The sequence below is a fragment of the Vibrio sp. 10N.222.47.A9 genome (assembly GCF_963872585.1).
Classification (GTDB): Bacteria; Pseudomonadota; Gammaproteobacteria; order Enterobacterales; family Vibrionaceae; genus Vibrio; species Vibrio splendidus.
Genome location: NZ_CAWNBB010000082.1, coordinates 49,508 through 70,243, shown reverse-complemented (window position 1 = coordinate 70,243; position 20,736 = coordinate 49,508). Strand labels below are relative to the sequence as shown.

Genomic DNA, 20,736 nt, shown 5'->3' with positions numbered 1-20,736 from the left:
TTGTTACCGAAGTAACTGTTACTACCTAAGTAATAACGTTTTGATATTCATCAACGAGTGCCCACACAGATTGATAGGTTTAAATTGTTAAAGAGCTTTTCCTTTTTGAGCTTCGCTCAAATCGGACGGCCATTTTAGCGATTTAAGTTTTAGTGTCAACCACTATTTTCAAAACTTTTTTCAAGCGCTTAGCTTGGCTAATTTGACCTGCTGATTCGTTTTGGTTTCTTACGAAGCCTTCCCGTTTCAACGAGGTCGCATTATAGAGATTTCGATCACACTGGCAAGCCCTTTTTGAAGTTTTTCTTACTTTTTTGATTGTTCGAGCGTTTTTTGTTCAAAGCACCCCATTTTCACTAGTATTCCCCTTAATTAAGGGCTTAAGGTGCCTATATAAAGGAGGATTTATGAGTTCAATGCGCAGTTATAAAGGAATATCCCCTCAGATTGGACAAGGTGTCTATATAGATACAAGTTCGGTACTGGTTGGGGATATCAAAATCGGTGACGACTCTAGCGTGTGGCCTTTGGTTGCAGCTCGAGGAGATGTGAACCACATTCATATTGGAGATAGAACGAATATCCAAGACGGCAGCGTTTTGCACGTCACCCATAAGAATGCAGAAAACCCTGAGGGTTACCCGCTATTAATAGGTAATGATGTCACTATCGGACATAAAGTAATGCTGCATGGCTGCACAATTGAAGATCGTGTACTTGTTGGTATGGGAGCTATCGTGCTTGATGGCGTGATTATTAAAGAAGAAGTGATGATTGGTGCTGGTAGCTTAGTGCCACCGAACAAGGTACTTGAAAGCGGTTATCTCTATGTAGGAAGCCCAGTAAAACAAGCACGCCCATTAAACGATAAAGAGCGTGCCTTTTTACAGAAGTCAGCTGACAACTATGTTCAGAATAAAAACGACTATCTAGACTCTGTACTTCCAGTCTAAAGCGCTTTGATCTGAATCCGATTAGAGGAGTCATACTCCTCTTCTTCTATTAACTCTTCCGCTAGCTCTTCAATATCAAAACGCAACTCTGAAAAGATAACTAAAGCTTGATCGCCCTCTTCTATCTCTTTACCTGCCAATCGTGATAATTCTTCAATAGATAAGACACACTCAATCAGTGCACCCGACTGCTGTGCTGGGAAGATGATTGATTGATTTTCTTCATCCCAATCTTGGATATCAGGAAATAGAATTGATTGATTCATTTTTTATAAATACCTCATTACATCTCTAGGTTTTTACGTAATTCTCTTAAAATCTGTTTTGTTCCCGGACGAAGGCCACGCCAAAGCATAAAGCTCTCTGCTGCCTGCCCCACTAGCATACCCAAGCCATCATAAGCAGCATGAACACCGTTATCTAATGCCCACTGATTGAATACCGTCGTTCCAGATCCGTAAACCATGTCATAAACAGCACTATTCGAATTGAAGATAATCTCAGAAATTTCAGGAAGCTGACCACTTAGACCAGACGAGGTCGAGTTAATGATGACATCAAACCCTTCATTAACATCACTTAACCCCATTCCTTTGATGTTTCCATGTGAAGAAAACATCTCAGCCAGAAGTTCAGCCTTTGAACTGGTTCGATTAGCGACTACCAACTGTTGTGGCTTTTGGTCGAGTAGAGGTTGAATCACTCCTCGAGCAGCACCACCAGCACCAAGTAGAAGAACGCGAGCCCCTTCTAGGACTACTTGATGTTGAAGAAGATCTTGAACTAAACCTTCACCATCGGTGTTATCACCAATGATCTCTCCATCATCGAGCTTCTTAAGTGTGTTTACGGCACCTGCTAGTTCAGCTCTCTCAGTCAGGCGATTAGCGAACTGATAAGCATCTTCTTTAAATGGCGCAGTGACATTACACCCTCTCCCACCTTCACTAAAAAATGCTTGAGCAGCAGTGATGAATTCACCTTGTTCTGGCTGGAGTGCTGTATAGGTAAGTTGTTGGCTGGTTTGGCGAGCAAATAATGTGTGAATGAATGGCGATTTGCTTTGCCCAATAGGGTTACCGAAAACGGCATAACGATCTACTTGCTGTGTCATATCCTTACCTAACAGAAAAAAAGGGTCATCTATATAGATGACCCTATCACTATCCCTATAAGGAAGGAAGAACTACCAAACTCGAGGTTTGAGGTAGTCACTATAAAGCAGAGCTTCTGGTGAGCCCGCTTGTGGTTCATAGCGATATTCCCAACGAGCCAACGGTGGCATAGACATCAATATAGACTCTGTGCGACCACCACTTTGCAGGCCAAATAAGGTGCCTCGGTCATACACTAAGTTAAACTCAACATAGCGACCACGACGATATAGCTGGAAGTCACGCTCGCGCTCACTATAAGGTGTCGCTTTACGACGCTCAACTATTGGTAGATAAGCGGCTGCAAAACCTTCACCGACAGCCTGCATATAAGCAAAGCTCTTATCGAAACCCCACTCATTCAGATCATCAAAGAACAGACCACCCACACCGCGTGTTTCGTCTCGGTGAGGCAGGTAGAAGTATTTATCACACCACTCTTTATGCTCTTGATAAACATCATCACCAAACGGCGCACAAAGATCTTTAGCGGTTTGATGCCAAGATTGGCAGTCTTCATCGAAAGGATAAAATGGCGTTAAGTCAAAACCGCCACCAAACCACCAAATCGGGTCTTCCCCTTCTTTTTCCGCAATAAAGAAGCGAACGTTCGCGTGCGAGGTTGGGATGTATGGGTTTTTAGGGTGGATAACTAATGAAACCCCCATAGCTTCAAACTTACGTCCGGCTAACTCAGGGCGATGAGCGGTTGCAGAGGCAGGCATAGCCTTACCCGCTACGTGAGAGAAGTTAACCCCACCTTGCTCAAATACCGCACCGTTGGTCATCACGCGAGTACGACCACCGCCACCAAGGCGCTCGCCAGGTTCACGCTGCCATGCATCTTCTTCAAACAGTGCAGTACCATCAGCTTGCTCAAGCTGCTGGCAAATCGAATCTTGTAGGCTCAGTAAAAACTGTTTTACTGCTTCTTTATCAATTGCTGACATCTTTCTTCCTTTGCAGAGTTTAACCCTGTCTTAATATTTTCGACGTTTTTGCATCTCTAATTTCGCTTGGCTTCTCACGACCACCCGTTTGACCTTCTAGAATCGCGACTAAGTGTTGACCTAGTTGCTGTTGAACTTCTTCAGTCGTCATACAAGGCGGCTCGCCAGTCAGGTTGGCACTGGTCGAGGTTAACGGCTTGCCGAACTCATTACACATTCTTTGAACCAAAGGGTGATCCGTCACTCGTACCGCGATGGAATCAAACTGGCCGCTAACCCAGTCTGTTACTTTAGCGCTGGTTGGCATTATCCAAGTCACTGGTCCCGGCCATGTTGCTTTTACGGTCGCTAACTGCGCTTCCGTCAACTGGCTTTCGTCAATATAGGGCAGCAACTGCTCGTAACTCGCAGCAATTAGGATCAACCCTTTCTCCATCGGCCGCTGTTTTAAATCGAGCAATTTCTTAATGGCTTGTGGATTATCGGGATCACAACCGACCCCAAAAACGCCTTCAGTCGGGTAAGCAATGACTTCACCTTGTTGTAATGCCTGCAAAGTATGTTGAAAGTTATCCAAGGGTTGCCTCATTAATTCTGTTATCGAACTCGCTAAGTGTACAAATTATCATTCACTGTGACTAAAGCTATTTGTTTATAAAATGTATCAATTAACAACTTAGACTGACGCAAACGTTTTCCTTGAGCAATTTTACCCGTATAATGCGCGCAAAATATCTAATCACTAATTAAATCGTACCTGAAGGAGTTTGAGATGACTGTCGGTATTATCATGGGTTCTAAATCTGATTGGCCAACAATGAAGCTAGCTGCAGAAATGTTGGATCAGTTTGGCGTGGCGTACGAAACAAAAGTGGTTTCTGCTCACCGCACACCTCAGTTGCTTGCTGATTACGCAACCAGTGCGAAAGAGCGCGGTATTAAAGTGATTATTGCTGGTGCTGGCGGTGCTGCGCATCTTCCGGGCATGGCTGCAGCTTTCACAAGCGTACCTGTTTTAGGTGTTCCTGTTCAGTCTAAAGCACTGAAAGGCATGGATTCTCTGCTTTCTATCGTACAGATGCCAAAAGGCATTGCGGTAGGTACTTTGGCTATCGGTGAAGCTGGCGCTGCCAATGCTGGTATCCTAGCAGCTCAAATCATTGGTACTCACAATGAAGAAGTGATGGCAAAAGTAGAAGCGTTCCGCTCTGAGCAAACAGAAACGGTTCTGGCTAATCCAAACCCTGCAGAGGACTAATTCCCATGCATGTTCTTGTGTTAGGCGCAGGCCAACTTGCTCGCATGATGTCCCTAGCTGGGGCACCGCTGAATATTGAAATTTCTGCTTTTGATGTTGGCAGCAAAAACATTGTTCACCCATTAACGCAAGCGATTCTAGGCAACGGCTTAGACAATGCGATTGAGCGTGCGGACGTCATTACTGCTGAATTCGAACATATCCCTCACGATGTTCTTGAGGTATGTGAGCGCAGCGGTAAGTTCTTACCGACAACAGAAGCAATCAAAGCTGGCGGTGACCGTCGCCTTGAAAAAGCCCTGTTAGACGAAGCAAGCGTGAAAAATGCTAAGTACTACGTGATTAACTCTCGCGAAGACTTTGACGCTGCGATCGCTCACGTTGGCTTACCAATGGTATTGAAGAGCACACTTGGTGGCTACGATGGCAAAGGTCAATGGCGCTTAAAGACATTAGATAATGTTGACGCGACTTGGGCAGAAATGGCTGAGTGCATCGCTGCAACAGACAACCAAGCGATTGTTGCTGAAGAGTTTGTCCCGTTTGACCGCGAAGTCTCACTGGTAGGTGCTCGTGGCGCCAATGGTGAGATTCAAGTGTATCCACTGGCTGAAAATGTTCACACCGATGGCGTGTTGAGCTTATCGACAGCGATTGATGACATTGAACTGCAAGAGCAAGCGAAAACCATGTTCACCGCTGTTGCAGAACGTTTGGATTACGTTGGCGTGCTAGCGTTAGAGTTCTTTGATGTTAAAGGTTCACTGCTGGTTAACGAAATTGCACCACGTGTTCATAACTCTGGCCACTGGACACAGCAAGGCGCTGAAACTTGTCAGTTTGAGAACCACCTACGTGCTGTGTGCGGTATGCCACTAGGCAGTACTAAACTGATTCGCCCAACCGCAATGATCAACATTCTTGGTGAAGATACCCTACCTGAGGCTATTCTGGCTCAAGGTGGCTGTCATGTTCATTGGTATGGCAAAGAGAAGCGTGCAGGTCGTAAGATGGGCCACATTAACGTGAGCGCTGACTACAACGCAGAGCTGCAAAGAGCGTTGTGCTCATTGGCTGATATTCTTGATAAGCAAGCCTACCCTGCTGTGCATGAGTTTGCTGAGCAAATGCAGTAAGCCTACATTGGCTTATTGATATAAAAAGTTCATTGGATATAAAAATGGCGCTCAGTGAGCGCCGTTTTTTTTGTCTATAACATCAAGTTATTGAGATTGAATGTGATGACACTTGCGATCAGCACATTGCTTCTTAGTGCCACTGGCCGTTTTCTTCTCCAGCAACAGCGGGAACTGACACTGTTCACAACGACCAATAACAGGTGGCTGATTAACGGCGAACTTACACTTAGGATAGTTATCGCACGCATAAAAGGTTTTGCCATAGCGAGATTTACGCTCAACCAAATGGCCTCTGCCACACTCAGGGCAAGCAACAAGTGGCTGCTCTTCAGGTTGTTCTTTTGGTTGGTCCAAAGATTCGATGTGATTACACGTTGGGTAGCTACTACAACCAATGAACATACCAAAGCGACCTTGCCTTAATACCAATTCGTTTTGGCATTTAGGACACGGCACACCCAGCTCTTTCACTACGTGACCATCGTTTTGATGCAGAGGCTTGATGTAATCACAGCTAGGATACTGCTTACAGCCTAAAAATGGGCCGTGCTTACCATGGCGAAGCTGAAGCTCTCCACCACACTGTGGACATGGTTCATGCTCTAATGCATGTTCATGTGCTGAAAAAAGCTGATTATCAATCTTACTACTCATGACAAGCCTGTATTAATGCAAGATACCTTGCTCTTTGGTGTACAACAGCTCTTCCATTTGCGTGTAAGCACTTTCATTACCCGGCACATTAAATAGCACCATTAAGATAATCCATTTCAGATCATCCAATTCAAATTCGCTCGTCTCAAGCCCCATCACACGATCAATCACCATTTCACGAATCTCTGTCGTGAGTACGTTGATCTGTTCAAGGAACAATAAGAAACCTCGGCACTCCATATTAATACGTGAAATCTCTCGACTGGTATAAATACGCATCGAGGTATTGGAACACATAGTAATCGCCGCTTGATTCTCAGTATCTTGCAATGCCGCAAGATCTTCTAACCAATGGAGGGCCTTATAAATATCATCTTGGTGAAACCCTGCTCGAAGAAGCTCATCTTCCAGCTCATCTTGATCCACCTGCAATTCAGAATCGCTATGGATGTAGGTTTCAAACAAGTACATCAGTATGTCCATCATCATAGCTTAGCCTCTCCCCTTTCGAATATAGCCACCGGAAACTGCAACAACATGCCCTGAGAGCTCAAGCTCTAAAAGCTGCATCATGACCTCATGCACAGGTATATGGGTTCTCTGTGCCAAAATATCAACGGGTGTCGCCTCTAACCCTACGTTAGCTAACAGCTGTGGAAATGGCAATTGTTCATTTTCCCCCATACTGGGCGTAGGTTCGAACAAGCTGGGTTGCTGATCGATAGACCAGTCTAACAGACTCTTTATTTCAATCAGAACATCTTGTGCACTCTGTACCAAGCATGCTCCAGCTTTGATTAAGCTATTACCTCCTCGACTGGTTGGGTTATGAATAGAGCCAGGAAGCGCAAACACCTCTCGGCCTTGCTCCATGGCATAGCGAGCTGTAATCAAAGAACCACTCTTCTCAGCCGCTTCAACCACCAAGGTTCCGAGCGATAACCCACTTATAATACGGTTACGGCGAGGGAAATGTTCAGGTCGTGGCTTGGCACTTGGGCGAAACTCTGAAATCAACGCACCATTTTCACAGATCCTATCAGCTAAATTTCTGTGTCGCGCAGGATAAATGGAATCCAAACCCGAACCCAATACAGCAAAAGTTTCCCCTCCTTTATCTAGAGCACCATCATGAGCATAGCCATCGATACCGAGCGCTAAGCCACTGGTGACAATCAAACCGTTTTGGACGAACTCTTTGGCGAAGGACTTCGCGGTTTGCAACCCTTCGAGACTGGCATTGCGACTGCCGACCATAGCGATTTGAGGCTCAATCAGTTTTTCAACGTGACCTTTAACAAAAAGCACGCTTGGCGCGGAGGCGGTCTCATTCAGTAGTTTGGGATAATGCGAGCAATTCGGGGTAATGATGTGATGGTTGGGTTGTCTTGCTTGCCACTCTAGGCAAGCCTCCACTTCTCTTGGGGCTTGATCTCTTAGATAGGCAATTTGCTTGGCAGACAAACCAAGCGCTTGCAGTTGCTGACTTGAGTAACCAACAATATTCGAAGGGGAATCAATGCTCAGCAGTCGAGAAAGGCGCTTGCCACCCAATTGCGGAACAAAACTTAGAGTTAGCCAAGCACTCAGTTGTTGCTCATTCACTCGGTGCCCTTAGCTTCTTCCTTCAAAGCCAGATCCAAAGGCGATACCGCAAGAATATCATTACTTACAGGCTTAGAGCTCTGAGTGATCAAGGCCAAGCTAAAATACCCATAAGGACGAATGACCATCAAGCTACCGAGTGAGGTACTTGGCAATTGCACCTTATCGCTCGCCGCAGACTCTTTGTAGCTGTATTCGCCTTGCTTACCAAACACCACAGCGCCGCTTTCGCTGAGGGTAAACATAGAGCCTTGGCGAAGATTGTCCTTTGAGCCTCTATTAATAACGACCACTTGATTCTTTGCACTATATTGGCTGCCATCTAATGAACCCAAGATATTAGCAAACTGCCCCGCAGCACTAGGCGCTGGATAAAATGTGGTTGAGAGCTTCACCTGATCAACGCCAAGTTCTGGTAACACGAGGTCATTAAGTAACACCTCTTGCAGTTGAGTCTCTATCTGTAAACTACTGAACTCAGCATCCACCTCTTTCAAGCGCGCCGTGGCGACCAAACGCAAAGAGGTAATATTCGCTTGAGGTTGTTGCCTTTGATAAGTCTCGACGGCACGGTAGATACCCCATTTTTGATGCTGCTGGTTTCCCGAAATAAACAATCGGTCTTCACCCGATAAGAAGCGTTTGCCATCACTGGTCCCTAACACTCGTTGCGCTGACTGGATATCTTGCTGCTCAACCAAGCGGTCAGATTGCAGATACGGCAGAACCAACCCCTCATTCACGGTAGGCACCGCTTTCTTCTCTGATACACGAATCTTAGGGCTTAGCTTTATGACGGGTTTGAGGCTCAACACAGGCTCGCCATTAATCCAAACCAGAGACAATTTATCTCCGGGGTAAATCAGGTGAGGGTTTTCTATTTCAGGGTTTACCTGCCATAGCCTTGGCCACAACCAGGGGCTATCGAGATACATCGCGGAAATATCCCATAAGGTATCCCCCTTAACCACCACATAGGCCTGAGGTGCATCTTGTTTAATGGTTAAAGGTTGCTCACTATTTTCAGCCGTAACGGCGAACGAAAACGAGGCACAAATAAGAGAAAAAGTGGGAGAAAAATGACGCATGACCTAGGTTCCTTGGTCTGAATATATGACATCTGATTAGAGAATTACCTTCAGGATGCTGTCATTTGACCTCTAAAATGTCTAGAATTGAGCCAACAAGGTTTAAGCTGTTTCGGCACAGTTCAATATTTCGAGTGTATATGTCTGTATTACAAGTATTAACATTACCAGATGATCGTCTACGTACCGTGGCGAAACCGGTAAAAGAAGTTACCCCAGAGATTCAAAAGTTCGTTGATGACATGATTGAAACCATGTACGACGAAGAAGGTATCGGCCTTGCTGCAACGCAAGTAGATTTCCACCAGCGCATCGTTGTTATCGATATTTCAGAAACACGTGACGAGCCTATGGTTCTGATCAACCCTGAAATTACCGACAAACGTGGCGAAGATGGTATCGAAGAAGGCTGTCTATCTGTACCAGGCGCTCGAGCTCTAGTCCCTCGCGCTGCAGAAGTAACGGTTAAAGCATTAGACCGTGAAGGCAACGAATTCACATTCGACGCTGACGACCTTCTGGCTATCTGTGTTCAGCACGAACTTGACCACCTAGAAGGCAAGTTGTTTGTTGATTACCTATCGCCACTAAAGCGCAAACGTATTCAAGATAAGCTAGCGAAGATTAAACGTTTCAACGAGAAACAAGGTTAATAACCGCTGCTATTACTAAATTAAGAAGGAAGTCTACCTTGGGTCAATCTTTAAGAATTGTCTTCGCAGGTACTCCGGATTTCGCCGCCCGTCATTTGGCGGCGTTGTTGTCTTCGGAGCATGAAGTTATTGCTGTTTACACACAGCCAGATCGTCCAGCAGGCCGCGGTAAAAAACTGACTGCGAGCCCAGTAAAAAACATCGCACTTGAAAACAATATTCCGGTTTACCAACCAGAAAACTTCAAGTCAGATGAGGCTAAGCAAGAGCTAGCAGATTTGAATGCTGACATCATGGTTGTTGTCGCTTACGGCTTGCTTCTTCCACAAGCTGTATTAGATACGCCTCGCTTGGGTTGTATCAACGTGCATGGTTCAATCCTACCACGCTGGCGTGGTGCTGCTCCGATTCAACGCTCTATCTGGGCGGGTGATAAAGAGACAGGCGTGACGATCATGCAGATGGATATCGGCCTAGATACCGGTGATATGCTAAGCATCGCAACGCTGCCAATCGAAGCGACAGATACTAGCGCGTCAATGTACGAGAAGTTGGCTGGCCTTGGCCCTGATGCTCTTGTTGAGTGTTTAGCTGACATCGCTTCTGGTAAAGCCGTTGCTGAGAAGCAAGACGACGAACTTGCTAACTACGCGAAGAAGCTGAGCAAAGACGAAGCTAAAATTGATTGGAATGACAGTGCAGAACACATCGAACGTTGTGTGCGCGCTTTCAACCCATGGCCAATGAGCCACTTTGCGATTACTGATAGCAGCTCTAATGATGAAAAAAGCATTAAAGTTTGGCAGACACGTGTTGATGAAGAATCAACATCTGCGCCAGCTGGCTCAATCATCAAAGCAGATAAAACGGGGATCTATGTTGCGACTGGCGACAAAGTACTGGTTTTGGAACAACTGCAAGTTCCAGGTAAAAAAGCCATGTCAGTTCAAGACATCTTGAACTCACGTGCAAGCTGGTTTGAAGTTGGTACTCAACTTTCTTAACCGCTTTAAAGCTACTCAATATGCACTTAAAAATGTGTAGCTTGTAAAAACACAGTTTAGAAAACCTTTACGAGGGCAGAGATGCCCTCATGTATTCAAATAAATATTCGGTACCCCTCATGAATGTTCGCGCTGCTGCTGCAAATGTCCTATTCCAAGTTGTCGATAAAGGCCACTCTCTTTCACACGCTCTCCCTGCGGCTCAAAAAACGATCCGTCCGCGAGACCATGCTCTACTGCAAGAGATTTGCTACGGCGCACTTCGTTACCTGCCTCGCTTAGAGTCAATCGCTAACGAACTGATGGAAAACTCGCTTAAAGGTAAAAAGCGCGTCTTCCATCACCTGATCTTAGTAGGCATTTATCAGTTGGGCTTTATGCGAATTCCTTCGCATGCCGCCGTTGCTGAAACAGTTGAAGCAACCAAAACACTGCGTGGCCCAAGCCTCAGTGGTTTGATCAATGCCGTACTTCGCAGCTATCTGCGCGATCAAGAAGAACTAGACGAGAAAGCCGTTAGCCACAATGCGGGTAAATACAGCCATCCAAGCTGGATTCTAAAAATACTTCAAGAGAGCTACCCAGATCAGTGGGAGCAATTGGTTGAAGCAAACAATAACAAGGCACCAATGTGGCTGCGCGTAAACCGCCAACACCACACTCGTGACGAGTATGTTGAACTGCTTAAAAACGAAAACATTGAATACACACTGCACCCTGAAGCAGCTGATGCCATAAAATTAGCCTCACCTTGTGACGTTACTTTGCTTCCTGGCTTCGACAGAGGCTGGGTATCTGTGCAAGATGCTGCAGCTCAGTTGTCCGTTGATTTCCTAACACCAAAAGATGGTGAGCTAATCCTAGATTGCTGCGCAGCACCTGGTGGTAAAACTGCACACATTCTTGAACATACTCAAGACACTGAAGTGGTTGCAATCGACAGTGATATTAAACGCCTAGACCGCGTTTACGATAACCTTGAACGCCTACAACTACGTGCCGACGTAATCTGTGGTGATGCTCGCTACCCTGAAGAGTGGTGGACAGGCAGCCAGTTCGACCGCATCCTACTTGATGCTCCATGTTCAGCGACGGGTGTAATTCGCCGTCACCCTGACATTAAGTGGCTACGCCGTGCATCTGATATTGATGCTCTAGCAGAGCTGCAAAGTGAGATTTTGGATGCAATGTGGCGCCAGCTAAAAGAAGGCGGCACCATGGTTTATGCGACATGTTCTATCACGCCGCAAGAAAACGTACTGCAAGTGAAAGCCTTCTTAGAGCGTACCGAGAACGCAACGCTAGTTGGGTCTGATATCGAAAAACCGGGTCGTCAAATACTACCTGGTGAAGAAGATATGGATGGCTTCTACTACGCAGTTCTAGTAAAACAGGCATAACAACTAACAGCGGCTAAGAATTTATTTCTTAGCCGCTGTTTCTTTCTAGTGCATTATCAAAGCGAAAAGAGATCACTAGAATTACAACGGCAAAAAATAAGAGAAAGGCTATGAAGATCATTATTCTAGGTGCTGGACAAGTTGGCGGTACCCTTGCTGAAAACCTAGTAGGTGAAAACAATGACATCACGATCGTCGACCGTAATGCCGACCGACTTCGTGAACTTCAGGACAAATACGACCTTAGAGTTGTAAACGGTTATGCTAGCCACCCGAACACACTACGTGAAGCGGGCGCGCAAGATGCCGACATGTTGGTTGCCGTAACCAACATGGATGAAACCAACATGGCCGCATGTCAGGTTGCCTTTTCTCTGTTTAATACGCCAAACCGAATTGCCCGTATCCGCTCTCCACAGTATTTAGAAGAGAAAGAAGCACTCTTCAAATCAGGGGCGATTCCGGTCGATCATTTGATTGCCCCAGAAGAACTCGTCACCAGCTACATCGAGCGCCTGATTCAATACCCAGGTGCACTGCAGGTTGTGAGCTTTGCTGAACAAAAGGTTAGCCTAGTCGCAGTAAAAGCCTACTACGGTGGCCCACTGGTCGGTAACGCACTGTCTGCTTTGCGTGAGCACATGCCGCACATTGATACTCGTGTAGCCGCTATTTTCCGTCAAGGTCGCCCTATTCGTCCACAAGGCACTACCATCATTGAAGCCGATGATGAGGTTTTCTTTGTGGCAGCGAGTAACCACATCCGCTCAGTAATGAGTGAGCTTCAGCGTCTAGAGAAACCGTATCGTCGCATCATGATTGTTGGCGGTGGTAACATTGGTGCAAGCTTGGCAAAACGCCTTGAGCAAAGCTACAGCATCAAGCTTATCGAGCGCAGCTATACTCGCGCCGAGAAGCTATCTGAAGAATTAGAAAACACCATCGTATTCTGTGGTGATGCAGCCGACCAAGAACTGCTGACCGAAGAGAACATCGATCAAGTTGATGTGTTCATTGCTCTAACCAATGAAGATGAAACCAACATCATGTCAGCGATGCTGGCGAAGCGAATGGGTGCCAAGAAAGTAATGGTGCTGATTCAGCGTGGCGCTTATGTCGACCTTGTTCAAGGTGGCGTGATTGATATTGCGATATCTCCACAGCAAGCGACGATTTCTGCGTTGCTTACTCACGTTCGTCGTGCTGATATTGTTAACGTATCCTCTCTACGTCGCGGCGCTGCAGAGGCGATTGAAGCCATTGCTCACGGTGACGAGACCACATCTAAAGTCGTTGGCCGAGCGATTGGCGACATCAAACTGCCACCGGGCACCACTATTGGTGCGATTGTTCGCGGAGAAGAGGTGCTTATCGCGCACGATAGAACCGTAATCGAACAGGATGACCACGTAGTGATGTTCCTAGTGGACAAGAAATACGTACCGGATGTTGAGTCTCTATTCCAACCGAGCCCGTTCTTCTTATAGCCTTGTTCTCGTGAGCTTCTTCTCGCAACTTTCTTTTGTGAGAACGGCGCTCCGGCACAAAGCTGTAATCAATTAAAGCTATGGTCTATTAAGCTATGGTCAACTTTCGTCCGATATTATTAGTGATAGGGTTAGTGTTATCAAAACTCGCCCTTTTCATGTACATCCCCACATTGGTTGCCTTTTTTACTGGCACCGGTGGCTTCCTCGAGTTTGGTCAATCGGTAGTGATCACGCACATTGTGGCGTTCATCTGCTTGAGCTTGGGCCGCTCCGCTAAGTTCCGACTTGGGGTGCGGGACATGTTCCTTATCACCTCTTTGGTTTGGACAATTGCCAGCGCCTTTGCCGCCCTGCCCTTTGTCTTCATTAACCACATCAGCTTTACGGACGCCTACTTCGAAACCATGTCAGGTATCACCACGACAGGCTCAACCGTATTAAGCGGCTTAGACAGCATGGCACCAAGCATTCTGTTGTGGCGTTCTATACTGCAATGGTTAGGCGGCATCGGCTTTATCGTGATGGCGGTAGCAGTTCTACCAATGCTCAACGTTGGTGGTATGCGCCTGTTCCAAACCGAATCATCCGATTGGTCAGATAAAAGCAGCCCACGAGCAAAAACCGTCGCGAAGAACATCGTAGCGGTTTATCTGGTTCTGACTGGTTTATGCATCATTAGCTATTTGTTTGCAGGCATGGGCATCTTTGACGCGATCAATCACGCGTTCACAACACTGTCGACGGGGGGTTACTCAACCTCAGATGGATCGATGAACCACTTCTCCAACAGTGCTCACTGGGTGGGAACACTGTTCATGTTCCTTGGTGGACTGCCATTCTTACTGTTTGTTAGCGCACTGCGAGGCCGAAAACTCTCAATCCTCTACAAAGACGCGCAAGTGAGAGGTTTCACGTACCTGTTCTTGTTCACCAGCGCCGTAATATCAACATGGTTGGTGGTTAGAGATGGCTACACTGTTATGGATGCGATGCGTGTTTCGATGTTCAACATCGTATCAGTCGTCACCACAACCGGTTTTGGCTTAGAAGACTTCACCGCCTGGGGTGCACTGCCAACTACTTTGTTTGCATTCCTAATGATGGCGGGCGCTTGCTCGGGTTCAACCTCTGGCGGTATTAAAATCTTCCGTTTCCAGATCGCGATGACCATGCTCCACAAACAAATGATGAAGCTAATTCACCCATCAGGCGTGTTTGTTCAACGCTACAATCAGCGACCGGTGAATGACGATATTGTGCGTTCACTCGTGGCATTTGGTTTGATGTTCTTTATCACGATTATCTTAATTGCAGGCGGCTTGAGCGCGATGGGACTTGATCCTGTGACCAGTATATCTGGCGCTATCACAGCCGTTGCCAATGTAGGCCCAGGCATGGGCAGCGTGATCGGTCCAACCGGGAACTTTGCTCCACTGCCAGACGCCGCTAAATGGTTGCTAAGTTTAGGAATGCTAATGGGACGACTCGAGATACTGACGCTCATTGTTCTATTTTTCCCAGCCTTTTGGCGACGCTAACCAAGCAAAAAAATCAAGGAAACACAGATGAAATCATACGTACTTCTCGCTAGCGCATTGCTCGCAAACTCAGTATTCGTAAGTTCTGCCTTTGCTGATCAAATGGTCACATTGCCTGATGGCAAGCAAGTGTTACTAAAAGACGATTTTACTTGGCAGTATGTGGCAGAAAATAAAACAGAAGAAACAACAACGACAGAGATAACTTCAGCGGTAGCGACGGCGCCAGTCGCAGCTGTACCCGTAGTCGCAATCCCAGTTGCAACCAGTACACGTGGTACTACGATTGTGGTTAATAGTAAAAAGCCAAGCTTGCAACTGTCTCAATCAGGAGTGGATGTCGTATTAGGCGCGAGCCGCTATGAAGGTGGTGAGCTTATCATTCCGACAGCCATCACCAACCAAGGCACTCAAGCTGTCATTTTGGTATCACTTAACATCAGCGTATTTACCGCAGAAGGTGAGTTACTGGCACAACAAGAAGTCGCGGTCTGGAAATCAATCAAACGAATGGCTGACACTTACCTGCGACCAAAGACAGCTGAAGAAGGTAAGTTGATAGAACTCGACCTAGCAGAGCACCCTGAATATCAGATTAAAGCCGAGATTATCGAAGTCGTTGCCCGCTAAACTGGTGTCACGAACAGATAGATAGCGAAGAAGTGGCAAGCGCAGCCCGCCAACACAAACAGGTGCCAGATGGCATGGTTATAAGGGATGCGTTTTGCCACATAGAAAATGACACCCAGCGAGTAAATCACCCCGCCAACCGCCAGTAACACCAAACCACCTATATCGATGTTCATCGCTAATTGATAAACAACAATCAAAGATAGCCAACCCATCGCTAAGTAAATGAACAGCGATAAGCGCTTGAATCGGTAAACAAAGGCAATCTTCATGATGATGCCCACCAGCGCAATCCCCCAGATCACCGCCATCAAGCCCATCGCTAATGGGGTTCTTAAGCCCACCAAAAGAAACGGCGTGTAACTGCCCGCGATCAGCAAATAAATAGCACAGTGATCGAGCGTTTTGAGTAAGCGCTTGGTTTTCTCAGTGGTGATCGAGTGGTACAACGTGGAAGCAAGAAAGAGCAGAATAATACTGCTGCCATACACCGCCATACTGGCAACAGTAAGCATGTCGGCTTGGTAATCAAACGCACGAATCAGTAACAGGATCAGGCCCACTACGCCAAGTACGACGCCCAAACCATGGGTTATCGCATTAGCGCGTTCTTCGATGTCACTGTATTCGCTGGCTGATGATGCAGACATGAGTATCCTACTAGAGTAAATGTTCGATTGACCCAGTATTACACATTAAGCTTACACGTGTAAGCTTAAATTTTTATGACAAAATGACTTATAAAATGTGCGATTCAGCTAAGACGCGTTTTCTAAATACTCGACCACCATCTTACCGGCGTCTTCTGGTGAGGTATCAAGCGGGACACTCAATTGACGCTGTAGTTGACCCATTCCCAGCAAGCTCGCCAACATACCTTTTGCGCCATCGCGATTGCGGTCTATCTCAAACCACAACTTAAGTTCGGTCTCACCACGATGAGCAACAACCTCAAGCTCACGCCAGCGACCATGATAAGGGCCAGTAGTCGGCACAAACTCAAACTCTTGGACAAACGGCAGTTCAAAGCCATCGACCGCTTCACACTCCACTTGGCGTATCCGCAACCCTTGAGCTTCAAGCTCGTTAAAGATGCCGTCGAGGAGTGCATCAGGACGAACCGTTAAGGTGTCTTTATCCGATGGGTCAATCGCCATCGCAATATCCAACCCGGTTTCCAGCCACACCTTTGAATCACCAATCGTGACTGGTGTATTCAGCGGTACATCAAACTCACATTCAAAGTCACGGGTTTCTCCCGGCTGAATCACAAAGGCATACGGCAGGCTCCATTTAGCCAACGAGTACGTCTGGTGCATTCGGCGTTTATGACCGCCCTCTTGCCTTTGCGAGTTCATGGTGACTTCTTTGACGTAACGACAGCACAAGTTGAGATCGATGTTGTCGATTTCTTGTGGCTGAGCGCCACCATAGACATACACAATAATGCTCGCCTTCTTGCCTGGGTAAAGCACTTCCTGTTGCAATACAGAATCCACTTTGGCAGATCCAATACCAAAACTAGCTAACGTTTTCTTTAAGAACGACATATGCACCTCCTTTAAAGCATCATCTTAAGCCTGAAAGAGGTTCAAACTCAAATATACTGCTCACACTATTTTAGCTCTAATATCGTTTAATTATCACTCAGGCGTCGATCGATAACTTAGATAGTGATAATCTAAGCCTTGATATGCATGCATATCATTATCCTGATTTATTTTTCGGATTGGCGAAAGCCAGACGAGTGACTCTTCAAGTAATTGAAGCGAAGCTCATGATAAGTCAGGCCATTAGATTGGCAATGGATATGCCTGACCGTTAGGTAAATTAATGCGCCCAACAGCTGTCAGGTTCTCGCACACCAACCGTAGTGCGATGCGTCGTCGTAGTGGCTTTGTTGCTGCTCCAACGGCTAAGAAATTGGCTCCTACAATGACTCTCGTTCAGAAGACTGCTTTATTAGCACCGACTGCAACAAAAGTAATTAAAGCCGCTTAACGAAAAGCGCAGTTTTTACTGCGCTTTTTTCTTGCCCAGTCCCGTCTTGAAATGCCTTTACACATTGGTATTCCCTACCCGATTTGATACCTTAACCACAAATCATTATAAAATTTGTGGAGAAGTAAAGTATGAAGTGTCACCGCATTGAGGAACTGCTTGAACTGATGGAGCCTGAGTGGCAGAAAGATCAAGAGCTTAACCTATTAGAGTTCATCATTAAGCTATCAAACGAAGCAGGCTACCAAGGCAAGCTAGAAGAGCTGACTGACGATGTTCTTATCTACCATCTAAAAATGCGTAACAGCGAAAAAGATGAAATGATCCCAGGTCTTAAAAAAGACCAAGAAGATGATTTCAAAACGGCAATTCTAAAAGCGCGTGGCCTTCTTTAATCGCCTATTTGGTTAGAACTCAATTGCCGTATAAATAAAACAATCAATTTCGAAAAGCGACCACTCGGTCGCTTTTTTGTTTCTGTTCGCTATTTTTTCGTCACAACTGTTATGACTTTTGTTGTTAAAGGTTGATAGCGTTAAAGAAATGAGAACAAGATTGTCGTTATAATCGCCATCCATAAGAATCTTCTAAAATAATAAGAGTGAGTGCGATACCAACAAATGCACCAAGCTCAATTTCTACAGGTTCTCTAAACCATACTTTCAAGTAATGTCGTCATGCCCGACTTAACCGGGCAAACAAGCCACAAAAAGGATAGTCCATGAGTCAGGATAAAATCGACATCAAAGATGTGACTCCTAAAACCTTTAACCCAAAAACACATAAAGGTAATGGAGATCGATTTAACCCAAGTAACCGAATCTATGTTCGAGAAAGCAAAGGTAAATTCCAACAACTTCGTCGTTACGGCGGTTGGTTCTTACTTTTACTTTTTGCGCTTATCCCATGGATTCCATTTGGTGAACGACAAGCGATCTTGCTCGATATCGGTAGCCAGCAGTTCAACTTCTTTGGCACCACGTTATACCCACAAGATCTGACCCTACTCGCCATCCTATTTATGATTGCTGCGTTTGGCTTATTCTTCATAACCACCTTCTTAGGGCGAGTCTGGTGTGGTTATTTATGCCCGCAAACCGTCTGGACCTTCATGTACATCTGGTTCGAAGAGAAACTGGAAGGTGCAGCCAATAAGCGAAGAAAACAAGACTCGGGCAAACTGACGAGCAATTTAATTCTAAGAAAAACCATCAAACACATCGCGTGGTGGGCGATTGCGATTGCGACGGGCTTAACCTTTGTCGGTTATTTCATCCCGATCAAAGAGCTGGTGGTTGGCTTCTTTACCTTTAACTCGACTTTCTGGCCGGTGTTTTGGGTATTGTTCTTTGCTGGGTGTACTTATGCGAATGCGGGATGGATGCGTTCTATTGTTTGTCTGCACATGTGTCCTTACGCGCGTTTCCAATCGGCAATGTTCGATAAAGATACCTTCATCGTGGGTTACGACACTGAACGAGGTGAAAGCCGCGGCCCTCGCTCTCGTAAAGCCGATCCAAAAGAACTTGGTCTAGGCGACTGTATTGACTGTAATTTATGCGTTCAAGTGTGCCCAACGGGTATCGATATCCGTGACGGCCTGCAATACGAGTGTATTAACTGTGGCGCGTGTATTGATGCCTGCGACAACACCATGGAACGTATGGGTTATGACAAAGGCCTGATCAACTACACCACCGAACACAGGCTCGATGGTCACACAACCAAGGTGATGCGTCCTAAGCTGCTAGGTTATGGCGCTATATTGATCGTCATGCTGGGTTTGTTCTTCGCACAGATAGCGAGTGTTGATCCTGCAGGCTTAAGTGTTCTACGAGATAGAAACCAGCTATTTAGAATCAATAGCCAAGGGCTTGTCGAAAATACTTACAACTTGAAAGTAATCAACAAAACTCAGCAAGAGCAAGAGTACAAGCTTGATGTCAGCGGGCTACCAGATTCTATCTGGTACGGTAAACAAACGATTACCGTAGACCCAGGTGAGGTTTTAAACCTTCCTATCAGCTTAGGCGTCGATCCAGAAAAACTGAGCTCACCAGTTTCGACAATTCAGTTTATACTCTCGGATAATGAAGAGTTTACGATGGAAGTCGAAAGCCGCTTTATCAAGAAGCTCTGATACCAGCCACCTTAGTGCTTGGTATAACACCCCAATAAATGGAAAAAGGCTCAGTAATGAGCCTTTTTTATTCTATGACGATGCAAGCCTTTAACTTTGATAACCTGACTCCTGACTTCATGTGGTACGCACTGGAGAGCATTGGAGTTCGTGCTGAATCCGGGCTTCTCGCTCTCAACAGCTACGAAAACCGGGTGTATCAATTCACCGATGAAGACCGTAAACGCTACGTCGTTAAGTTTTATCGTCCGCAGCGTTGGAACACCGCACAGATCCAAGAAGAGCACGACTTCGCGTTAGAGTTGATCGAACAAGAGTTACCGGTTGCTCCACCTATGCGAATCAACGGCGCAACCTTGCATGAATATCAAGGCTATCTATTTGCACTGTTTGAAAGCGTCGGTGGCAGACAATATGAAGTCGACAATCTAGATCAATTGGAAGGCGTTGGACGCTTCCTTGGTCGTATTCATAAAGCCAGTGCTGGAAGAACATTTCAGCATCGCCCGACCATCAGCTTAGATGAATACCTTTATCAGCCACGTAAGATTCTAGAGAACTCTCAGTTTATCCCAACGCACCTAGAGAACGCGTTCTTCAATGACGTCGACCTTCTGATCAAAGAGCTAGAGAGCCAGTGGCCAAGTAACATTGACAACATTCGTCTCCATGGCGACTGCCACCCGGGCAATATCTTGTGGCGCGACGGGCCAATGTTCGTCGATCTTGATGACGCGCGTAATGGTCCTGCTGTTCAAGATCTGTGGATGCTGCTTAACGGCGAACGCCAAGATAAAATGATGCAACTGGATATTCTGCTAGAGAGTTATCAAGAGTTTTGCGATTTTAATACCGCGCAACTGAAACTAATCGAACCTCTGCGCGGTCTACGTATGGTGCATTACATGGCATGGTTGGCGAAACGATGGCACGATCCGGCGTTTCCTTTGGCCTTCCCATGGTTTAATGATCCGAAATATTGGGAGCAACAAGTACTTGCTTGTAAAGAGCAAATTGCTACCCTGCAAGAGCCACCACTTTCGTTAATGCCTCAGTGGTAACAGCAATCGCAACATACA

The 20,736-nt window shown here is 46.1% G+C and carries 23 protein-coding genes; 13 read left to right on the top strand and 10 right to left on the bottom strand.

Annotated features, from left to right (window positions below; all coding sequences use genetic code 11):
• Window positions 1-407: 407 nt before the first annotated feature.
• Window positions 408-953 carry a gamma carbonic anhydrase family protein gene (locus AACT19_RS23185; protein WP_004735783.1) on the top strand — a complete coding sequence of 182 codons (546 nt, stop codon included), beginning with the start codon at window positions 408-410 and terminating at the stop codon, window positions 951-953.
• Here AACT19_RS23185 and AACT19_RS23180 read toward each other — a convergent pair.
• From AACT19_RS23180 to AACT19_RS23165, 4 genes are all read right to left on the bottom strand, one after another.
• The gene (locus tag AACT19_RS23180) at window positions 950-1,219 is read right to left on the bottom strand and encodes a DUF1488 family protein (protein WP_076648970.1); all 270 of its coding nucleotides are present in this window, start codon (window positions 1,217-1,219) and stop codon (window positions 950-952) included. The two genes, AACT19_RS23185 and AACT19_RS23180, sit on opposite strands and share 4 nt — an antisense overlap.
• A gap of 17 nt (window positions 1,220-1,236) precedes the next feature.
• Window positions 1,237-2,067, bottom strand: a complete 831-nt coding sequence (gene aroE, locus AACT19_RS23175; RefSeq protein WP_076648968.1) for a shikimate dehydrogenase — start codon at window positions 2,065-2,067, stop codon at window positions 1,237-1,239.
• Between the two features lie 72 nt (window positions 2,068-2,139).
• Window positions 2,140-3,057, bottom strand: a complete 918-nt coding sequence (gene hemF, locus AACT19_RS23170; RefSeq protein ID WP_076648966.1) for an oxygen-dependent coproporphyrinogen oxidase — start codon at window positions 3,055-3,057, stop codon at window positions 2,140-2,142.
• 19 nt (window positions 3,058-3,076) lie between these two features.
• Entirely contained in the window at window positions 3,077-3,634 is a 558-nt protein-coding gene (locus tag AACT19_RS23165) for an L-threonylcarbamoyladenylate synthase (protein ID WP_076648964.1), read from the bottom strand.
• Between the two features lie 195 nt (window positions 3,635-3,829).
• Between AACT19_RS23165 and purE the strand changes: the two genes are divergently transcribed.
• Complete coding sequence (gene purE, locus AACT19_RS23160) at window positions 3,830-4,315, top strand: 5-(carboxyamino)imidazole ribonucleotide mutase (RefSeq protein ID WP_004735777.1); 486 nt, start codon at window positions 3,830-3,832, stop codon at window positions 4,313-4,315.
• 5 nt (window positions 4,316-4,320) lie between these two features.
• On the top strand, window positions 4,321-5,451 hold the full coding sequence (locus AACT19_RS23155; protein WP_076648962.1) for a 5-(carboxyamino)imidazole ribonucleotide synthase: 1,131 nt from the start codon (window positions 4,321-4,323) through the stop codon (window positions 5,449-5,451).
• An 87-nt stretch (window positions 5,452-5,538) separates the two neighbouring features.
• On the opposite strand, the gene AACT19_RS23150 is transcribed toward AACT19_RS23155, so the two are convergent.
• Genes AACT19_RS23150 through AACT19_RS23135 form a run of 4 tightly spaced genes read right to left on the bottom strand, consistent with a single transcriptional unit; the run spans window position 5,539 to window position 8,801 of the window.
• Window positions 5,539-6,108 (bottom strand): DNA topoisomerase family protein, encoded by a 570-nt coding sequence (locus AACT19_RS23150; protein ID WP_017080840.1) that lies wholly within the window; start codon window positions 6,106-6,108, stop codon window positions 5,539-5,541.
• Window positions 6,109-6,120: 12 nt separating this feature from the next.
• Window positions 6,121-6,597: a DUF494 family protein gene (locus AACT19_RS23145; RefSeq protein WP_004735774.1), complete on the bottom strand. Its 477-nt coding sequence runs from the start codon at window positions 6,595-6,597 to the stop codon at window positions 6,121-6,123.
• A gap of 3 nt (window positions 6,598-6,600) precedes the next feature.
• Window positions 6,601-7,713, bottom strand: coding sequence for a DNA-processing protein DprA (gene dprA, locus AACT19_RS23140; protein WP_076648960.1), 1,113 nt, complete (start codon window positions 7,711-7,713; stop codon window positions 6,601-6,603).
• The gene (locus AACT19_RS23135) at window positions 7,710-8,801 is read right to left on the bottom strand and encodes a LysM peptidoglycan-binding domain-containing protein (RefSeq protein ID WP_076648958.1); all 1,092 of its coding nucleotides are present in this window, start codon (window positions 8,799-8,801) and stop codon (window positions 7,710-7,712) included. Before AACT19_RS23135 ends, dprA begins: the two co-directional genes overlap by 4 nt.
• Window positions 8,802-8,941: 140 nt before the next feature.
• Between AACT19_RS23135 and def the strand changes: the two genes are divergently transcribed.
• The 6 genes from def (at window position 8,942) to AACT19_RS23105 (ending at window position 15,516) form a co-directional block, all read left to right on the top strand.
• On the top strand, window positions 8,942-9,454 hold the full coding sequence (gene def, locus AACT19_RS23130) for a peptide deformylase (protein ID WP_004735769.1): 513 nt from the start codon (window positions 8,942-8,944) through the stop codon (window positions 9,452-9,454).
• A 38-nt stretch (window positions 9,455-9,492) separates the two neighbouring features.
• The gene (fmt, locus tag AACT19_RS23125) at window positions 9,493-10,458 is read left to right on the top strand and encodes a methionyl-tRNA formyltransferase (protein WP_065608188.1); all 966 of its coding nucleotides are present in this window, start codon (window positions 9,493-9,495) and stop codon (window positions 10,456-10,458) included.
• A 119-nt stretch (window positions 10,459-10,577) separates the two neighbouring features.
• The gene (gene rsmB, locus AACT19_RS23120) at window positions 10,578-11,858 is read left to right on the top strand and encodes a 16S rRNA (cytosine(967)-C(5))-methyltransferase RsmB (protein WP_076648954.1); all 1,281 of its coding nucleotides are present in this window, start codon (window positions 10,578-10,580) and stop codon (window positions 11,856-11,858) included.
• A 110-nt stretch (window positions 11,859-11,968) separates the two neighbouring features.
• Window positions 11,969-13,345 (top strand): Trk system potassium transporter TrkA, encoded by a 1,377-nt coding sequence (gene trkA, locus AACT19_RS23115; protein ID WP_004735766.1) that lies wholly within the window; start codon window positions 11,969-11,971, stop codon window positions 13,343-13,345.
• Window positions 13,346-13,440: 95 nt separating this feature from the next.
• Window positions 13,441-14,886, top strand: coding sequence for a TrkH family potassium uptake protein (locus AACT19_RS23110; protein ID WP_017087275.1), 1,446 nt, complete (start codon window positions 13,441-13,443; stop codon window positions 14,884-14,886).
• 27 nt (window positions 14,887-14,913) lie between these two features.
• Window positions 14,914-15,516 carry a DUF3157 family protein gene (locus tag AACT19_RS23105; RefSeq protein WP_076648952.1) on the top strand — a complete coding sequence of 201 codons (603 nt, stop codon included), beginning with the start codon at window positions 14,914-14,916 and terminating at the stop codon, window positions 15,514-15,516.
• On the opposite strand, the gene trhA is transcribed toward AACT19_RS23105, so the two are convergent.
• Window positions 15,513-16,166 carry a PAQR family membrane homeostasis protein TrhA gene (trhA, locus tag AACT19_RS23100; protein ID WP_004735763.1) on the bottom strand — a complete coding sequence of 218 codons (654 nt, stop codon included), beginning with the start codon at window positions 16,164-16,166 and terminating at the stop codon, window positions 15,513-15,515. The two genes, AACT19_RS23105 and trhA, sit on opposite strands and share 4 nt — an antisense overlap.
• A 108-nt stretch (window positions 16,167-16,274) precedes the next feature.
• Complete coding sequence (locus AACT19_RS23095; RefSeq protein WP_076648950.1) at window positions 16,275-17,066, bottom strand: sporulation protein; 792 nt, start codon at window positions 17,064-17,066, stop codon at window positions 16,275-16,277.
• Between the two features lie 283 nt (window positions 17,067-17,349).
• Here AACT19_RS23095 and AACT19_RS23090 point away from each other — a divergent pair, with 283 nt between their 5' ends.
• The 4 genes from AACT19_RS23090 to AACT19_RS23075 all read left to right on the top strand — a co-directional run bounded on the left by AACT19_RS23090 (window position 17,350) and on the right by AACT19_RS23075 (window position 20,718).
• Window positions 17,350-17,517 carry a hypothetical protein gene (locus tag AACT19_RS23090; RefSeq protein WP_004735761.1) on the top strand — a complete coding sequence of 56 codons (168 nt, stop codon included), beginning with the start codon at window positions 17,350-17,352 and terminating at the stop codon, window positions 17,515-17,517.
• A gap of 131 nt (window positions 17,518-17,648) precedes the next feature.
• Entirely contained in the window at window positions 17,649-17,912 is a 264-nt protein-coding gene (locus tag AACT19_RS23085) for a YihD family protein (protein ID WP_004735759.1), read from the top strand.
• A gap of 326 nt (window positions 17,913-18,238) precedes the next feature.
• Complete coding sequence (gene ccoG, locus AACT19_RS23080) at window positions 18,239-19,657, top strand: cytochrome c oxidase accessory protein CcoG (RefSeq protein WP_004735757.1); 1,419 nt, start codon at window positions 18,239-18,241, stop codon at window positions 19,655-19,657.
• 74 nt (window positions 19,658-19,731) lie between these two features.
• On the top strand, window positions 19,732-20,718 hold the full coding sequence (locus AACT19_RS23075; RefSeq protein WP_004735756.1) for a serine/threonine protein kinase: 987 nt from the start codon (window positions 19,732-19,734) through the stop codon (window positions 20,716-20,718).
• Window positions 20,719-20,736 lie beyond the last annotated feature (18 nt).

Excerpts from the sequence above, each read along its gene's own strand:
- AACT19_RS23085 (WP_004735759.1), top strand. The coding sequence starts at position 17,649 with ATGAAGTGTCACCGCATTGAGGAACTGCTTGAACTGATGGAGCCTGAG.
- AACT19_RS23105 (WP_076648952.1), top strand. The coding sequence starts at position 14,914 with ATGAAATCATACGTACTTCTCGCTAGCGCATTGCTCGCAAACTCAGTA.
- AACT19_RS23095 (WP_076648950.1), bottom strand. The coding sequence starts at position 17,066 with ATGTCGTTCTTAAAGAAAACGTTAGCTAGTTTTGGTATTGGATCTGCC.
- rsmB (WP_076648954.1), top strand. The coding sequence starts at position 10,578 with ATGAATGTTCGCGCTGCTGCTGCAAATGTCCTATTCCAAGTTGTCGAT.
- purE (WP_004735777.1), top strand. The coding sequence starts at position 3,830 with ATGACTGTCGGTATTATCATGGGTTCTAAATCTGATTGGCCAACAATG.
- AACT19_RS23150 (WP_017080840.1), bottom strand. The coding sequence starts at position 6,108 with ATGAGTAGTAAGATTGATAATCAGCTTTTTTCAGCACATGAACATGCA.
- AACT19_RS23155 (WP_076648962.1), top strand. The coding sequence starts at position 4,321 with ATGCATGTTCTTGTGTTAGGCGCAGGCCAACTTGCTCGCATGATGTCC.
- AACT19_RS23180 (WP_076648970.1), bottom strand. The coding sequence starts at position 1,219 with ATGAATCAATCAATTCTATTTCCTGATATCCAAGATTGGGATGAAGAA.
- trhA (WP_004735763.1), bottom strand. The coding sequence starts at position 16,166 with ATGTCTGCATCATCAGCCAGCGAATACAGTGACATCGAAGAACGCGCT.
- ccoG (WP_004735757.1), top strand. The coding sequence starts at position 18,239 with ATGAGTCAGGATAAAATCGACATCAAAGATGTGACTCCTAAAACCTTT.
- trkA (WP_004735766.1), top strand. The coding sequence starts at position 11,969 with ATGAAGATCATTATTCTAGGTGCTGGACAAGTTGGCGGTACCCTTGCT.
- hemF (WP_076648966.1), bottom strand. The coding sequence starts at position 3,057 with ATGTCAGCAATTGATAAAGAAGCAGTAAAACAGTTTTTACTGAGCCTA.
- AACT19_RS23090 (WP_004735761.1), top strand. The coding sequence starts at position 17,350 with ATGCGCCCAACAGCTGTCAGGTTCTCGCACACCAACCGTAGTGCGATG.
- AACT19_RS23110 (WP_017087275.1), top strand. The coding sequence starts at position 13,441 with ATGGTCAACTTTCGTCCGATATTATTAGTGATAGGGTTAGTGTTATCA.
- AACT19_RS23135 (WP_076648958.1), bottom strand. The coding sequence starts at position 8,801 with ATGCGTCATTTTTCTCCCACTTTTTCTCTTATTTGTGCCTCGTTTTCG.
- aroE (WP_076648968.1), bottom strand. The coding sequence starts at position 2,067 with ATGACACAGCAAGTAGATCGTTATGCCGTTTTCGGTAACCCTATTGGG.
- def (WP_004735769.1), top strand. The coding sequence starts at position 8,942 with ATGTCTGTATTACAAGTATTAACATTACCAGATGATCGTCTACGTACC.
- AACT19_RS23185 (WP_004735783.1), top strand. The coding sequence starts at position 408 with ATGAGTTCAATGCGCAGTTATAAAGGAATATCCCCTCAGATTGGACAA.
- AACT19_RS23145 (WP_004735774.1), bottom strand. The coding sequence starts at position 6,597 with ATGATGATGGACATACTGATGTACTTGTTTGAAACCTACATCCATAGC.
- AACT19_RS23075 (WP_004735756.1), top strand. The coding sequence starts at position 19,732 with ATGACGATGCAAGCCTTTAACTTTGATAACCTGACTCCTGACTTCATG.